Origin of the sequence: Bacillus sp. 7_6_55CFAA_CT2 (assembly GCF_000238655.1) — a bacterium.
Lineage (GTDB): Bacteria > Bacillota > Bacilli > Bacillales > Bacillaceae_G > Bacillus_A > Bacillus_A cereus.
Genome location: NZ_JH414716.1, coordinates 66,602 through 70,777 on the forward strand (window position 1 = coordinate 66,602; position 4,176 = coordinate 70,777).

Genomic DNA, 4,176 nt, shown 5'->3' on the forward strand with positions numbered 1-4,176 from the left:
TTATGTTAAAGAAACTAGCAATTGGGGCATTAGCAACTGGAATTGCTTTATCTGGGGCCGGAGGAGCATTTGCAGCCGAACAACCTAAGGTAGTTGATAAAAAGGTTTCATCCAATTCCATAGCATCGGTTGATGTAGGTAACGGGCAAACTGACGGAACACTTTATTCTATTAGTGCTTATCGTTTAATTCCAGTAAAAGCTTCGAGTTTAAGTCAAAAATACACTTTCTGTGGATTTATGGGGACACTCAGATACTAAAATTTCTATTTATGAAGATAGCGAGTATGGTAGACTTTTAGGTTCATGGACAATGTCTGAAACACCAAAGACTGTAAGCATTAACCCTAGTAAAACTTATTATTTACGTATTGGTGTAATGCCATATAGCCAAAATAGTCCGTGGAACTATGTGGTAAATTGGCAATTTAAATAATTAAGAAAAAGTCCTGTTTATACAGGGCTTTTTTCTTTGCAGGAATTTGCTACTCATCATGGAATACTCTCACTAGGAGGTGTTGTGACGTTATGACGGATGAAATTGTTTATTCTGCTAGTGAAGTATACAAACGACTAGGAATAAGTGATAGCACCCTTAGAAAGTACATGGAAGTATTGCAACGAGAGGGATTTGTTGTAAAAAAAGATAACCGTGGTAGACGCCAATACACAGACAATGACATTATGGTGATTGAGAAATTAATTGAACTGAGTAAGCATGACGGTATGACGTTAGAAAAGGCAGCGAAGATGATTGCGCAGCAAATAGAGAAAGTTAATCCGGATCTGATTCAAGAAGAATCTGAGGAAACGGATTTAGTGCCATTCCACATTAAACAGCAATTACAGGAACAGTACAGCGTTATGGCGCAAGAAATGAATCAGAGTATGTTAGCGATGGAGAAACGATTAAGTGAGCAGGCGAAGCAAAGTAACGAGGAAATCAAAGCAAGCGTAGAAGCACATAATGAACGAGTGGAAAAACGATTGGAAGCGCGTGATGAGACTTTGATGAAGACATTACGAGAAATGCAGGAAACGAAGAGAGTGATGCAAGAATTTCGAAATGAGGTTGCTGCAGCGAAAGAGAGGAAGCCGTGGTGGAAGTTCTGGTGAAAACAAGGCGGTTCCCTTGTGAGAGTAGGGTTCCTCTTTGTCTTCGCTACGGATAATGATGCGCTTTGTTAAAATCAATTTAAATAAAACATTTGGAGGAATGGACTTATGTCTAATGAAGTTTTGCCTTTCACAGTAAGACTAGCTACTCCAGAAGATTTTTGGAATATATCAAATATAAACAAGCAAGTTCAACAGTTACATATAGAGGGAAGACCAGATATTTACTCTGATACTTCAGCTTCTTTGGATCACAATGCATACGAAGAGTGGCTTAATGATAAAACCATAGAGATATTTGTAGTAGAGGACAATAATAAAGAGATTCTTGCTTATTTAATCTTAGATATTAAAGAACCAGCCGAAAATCCAAAGTTAGTTGAGCGAAAAGTACTCTTTATCCGCAATATTGGTGTAAGTGAAATATGTCAAGGAACAGGAATAGGAAAAATATTAGTACAAAAAGCATTTGAGTATGCTAAAGAAATACAAGCAACAAGTGTAGAATTAAATGTTTTAGAATTTAACAAGAAGGCTATACAATTCTATGAAAAACTTGGATTTAAAACACAGAGTCGGCAAATGGAATTTGTATTACCTGATGCTTAAAACTATTTCCTATATCGATAAGGGAAAAGCCCGATTAAATTAACCGGGCTTTTTTTGATGACTTATTTCGTTATATCAATAGCCTTCATTAGTGGTACGGATATATTCCAACCTGCTTGTGATGTATAAGAATAACTTCCTTCAATATTTCCTGTTACTGTAACTATATCTTTTTCAACAAATTCTGTTGGTTTATCGAAGGTTACATAGACAATGTCGTTGGTGTTATATCCATATGACCTTTTTGTAACAGCTAATCTAATATCAGTTGAACCGCCACTTTCTATGATCTGAACAATTTCACCAGTATATTTCACTAATTCGTCCTTGTGTCCATCCGGATTTTTCTTTAATTCAGGATAAGAAAGATCTTTTGCTAGTTTCTTTTTTTCTTCAATATTTACTTTTTCGGCTTCTTCTGCTGATAGAGCATTTTCAATATTTACTTTTCCAGCATTAATTCCTCTAACTTTAAATCCATTTTCTATCTCTTCTAATTCCCCATTAGATTTATAGTTTTTTTCGAAATTGTCATAGTCTTTGAATGCATCTAATGCAGCTTTGTTTTCGGCATCAACAGTAAAAGTCATTTTAAAATCATAGTTTCCATTTTTAACAACTTCACGTCCTGACGTTTCGGATACATGGTCACCAAATTCAAAATGAAAATTCCCATCATGAACAGTGCTCTCTTTTGACATTACTGCTATATATTCTTTTTCTGGCTCTTTGATAACACCTTTTGCTTTTGATCCTTCCGGCATATTTGTTTTTACATTTACCGTTAACATTTTAGTTTCTGGATTATAAGAGTATTCGCCTACTTCAAAATTAATTGCTTCTTTTTGTGCTTCTTTTTCGGCTTGTTCTTTTTCTAATCTTTGCTCATGTTCTGTCCAAGATTCCCTTTTTTTCTCTTCTGCTTTTTCTCCATTCCCACAGCCGCTAGCGAAGAGCGATGCAGCAAGAATAATTCCGCCAATTTTATAATGTCTTTTCAATGCACGATCCTCCAAGATGTTTTGTAATAAGCTTTTTGTCGTATTATATTATAACAGAAATGTAATATTGTTCAATTTTGTTACTGAGATTCCATTTTTAAGGTGATTAACTTTTCTTTTATAGGTAGTCCATCGCTAAATGTCTTCTATTAATGATAATTATTTAAATGAACTAGTGGTGGAAGTTCTGGTGAGGGTAAGGAGACCAGGTTAGTTGAATAAGGAATAATACCATTTTCTTCTATTTGGATATATAATTAATTTGTATTTTATATATAAGTGGGAGGAAATTTATGACTACAAATAAGGACTACATTCGTTATATTCGGGAAAAAGTAGGGCACGATTTAATATTTCTTAATTTTGCTGGAGGTATTGTTTATAACGAACGAAATGAAATCCTTTTACAAAAGAGGGGAGATAGAAATGAGTGGGGTCTTCCAGGTGGTGCTATGGAACTTGGAGAATCTCTTGAAGAAACCGCTAAACGAGAAATACTTGAGGAGACAGGATTAAATGTTGAAGTTGAACATCTTATAGGTGTCTACTCTAAATACTCTGGTGAGTTTCCGAACGGAGATAAAGCTCAGACTATCGTTCATTGTTTTCAATGCAAGCCAATTGATGGGGAACTTACTACAGACGGTATTGAAACTTTAGATTTAAAATACTTCCCAATAGACCAAATACCGAAATTATTTACAAAACTACACGAAGATGCCTTAGAAGATTGGCTTTCAAAAAGAAAAGGTGTATTTAGATAAAAAGACTTTCAAATTAATTATTCATAATATTTAACCAACTGGCGCTTTAATTGAACAAGAAAATAAAAACTTTTAACTTCCCCTAAAGATAATTAAGTTAATGATCTAGTGGTGGAGGTTCCTGTAAGGATAAGAAGAGGAACGTATAAAAATAGAGTTGTAGAAATAGAAAGAGTGGATTCCTTCTAAGAGTAAGGATTCCCCTTTTTCATTGCTACTGATAATGATGCGTTATGTTAACTGCATATGTATAGAGTATACAGTCAAAAAAGCACAATACATCGCTTCTTCTAAATGGTACAATTAGGGAAAGAGGGGTGGAAGAATATGTATGATTACAAATTTGTGAAAGTCGAAATGGATGGATGGAAAGGGCAACCCAAAGAAGATTATAAGCGTATTATTATAGAACATGCTGAAGATGGTTGGGAATTTGTTCAAGTCCTTACTCTAACACTCGCAGGATATACGACTTCTTTGGAGATTATCTTCAAACGAACCAAAGAACTTCTTTAAAAAACGAAAGAGGTTTGCCTTAAATAACATACAAAAAGAACTGGAGTATTTTGGAATCTAATAGTTCTCGATTTAACTTATAAGACAAATAAGCTAATATTAATCAACTCCCAATAACGAAAGTTATGTACATAAGATAGTGATTGTAGTAAGAGTATAACTACATAAAAA

General features: G+C 34.4%; 6 protein-coding genes and 1 pseudogene. 6 read left to right on the plus strand and 1 reads right to left on the minus strand.

Annotated features, from left to right (window positions below; all coding sequences use genetic code 11):
- From HMPREF1014_RS32370 to HMPREF1014_RS27515, 4 genes and pseudogenes are all read left to right on the plus strand, one after another.
- Positions 1-260, plus strand: a pseudogene (locus tag HMPREF1014_RS32370) (hypothetical protein); the annotation flags it as partial.
- 52 nt (positions 261-312) lie between these two features.
- Positions 313-435, plus strand: a complete 123-nt coding sequence (locus HMPREF1014_RS32375; RefSeq protein WP_255344405.1) for a hypothetical protein — start codon at positions 313-315, stop codon at positions 433-435.
- 92 nt (positions 436-527) lie between these two features.
- Entirely contained in the window at positions 528-1,115 is a 588-nt protein-coding gene (locus HMPREF1014_RS27510; RefSeq protein ID WP_000128987.1) for a DUF3967 domain-containing protein, read from the plus strand.
- A gap of 108 nt (positions 1,116-1,223) precedes the next feature.
- Positions 1,224-1,724 carry a GNAT family N-acetyltransferase gene (locus tag HMPREF1014_RS27515; protein ID WP_000064367.1) on the plus strand — a complete coding sequence of 167 codons (501 nt, stop codon included), beginning with the start codon at positions 1,224-1,226 and terminating at the stop codon, positions 1,722-1,724.
- A 62-nt stretch (positions 1,725-1,786) separates the two neighbouring features.
- Here the strand turns inward: HMPREF1014_RS27515 and HMPREF1014_RS27520 are convergent, their stop codons facing one another.
- A complete protein-coding gene (locus HMPREF1014_RS27520) occupies positions 1,787-2,725 on the minus strand; it encodes a hypothetical protein (RefSeq protein WP_000820697.1) in 939 nt (312 codons plus the stop codon).
- 293 nt (positions 2,726-3,018) lie between these two features.
- Here HMPREF1014_RS27520 and HMPREF1014_RS27525 point away from each other — a divergent pair, with 293 nt between their 5' ends.
- Complete coding sequence (locus HMPREF1014_RS27525) at positions 3,019-3,489, plus strand: NUDIX hydrolase (protein ID WP_000210486.1); 471 nt, start codon at positions 3,019-3,021, stop codon at positions 3,487-3,489.
- A 327-nt stretch (positions 3,490-3,816) separates the two neighbouring features.
- Positions 3,817-4,005: a DUF4177 domain-containing protein gene (locus tag HMPREF1014_RS27530; protein ID WP_000272494.1), complete on the plus strand. Its 189-nt coding sequence runs from the start codon at positions 3,817-3,819 to the stop codon at positions 4,003-4,005.
- Positions 4,006-4,176 lie beyond the last annotated feature (171 nt).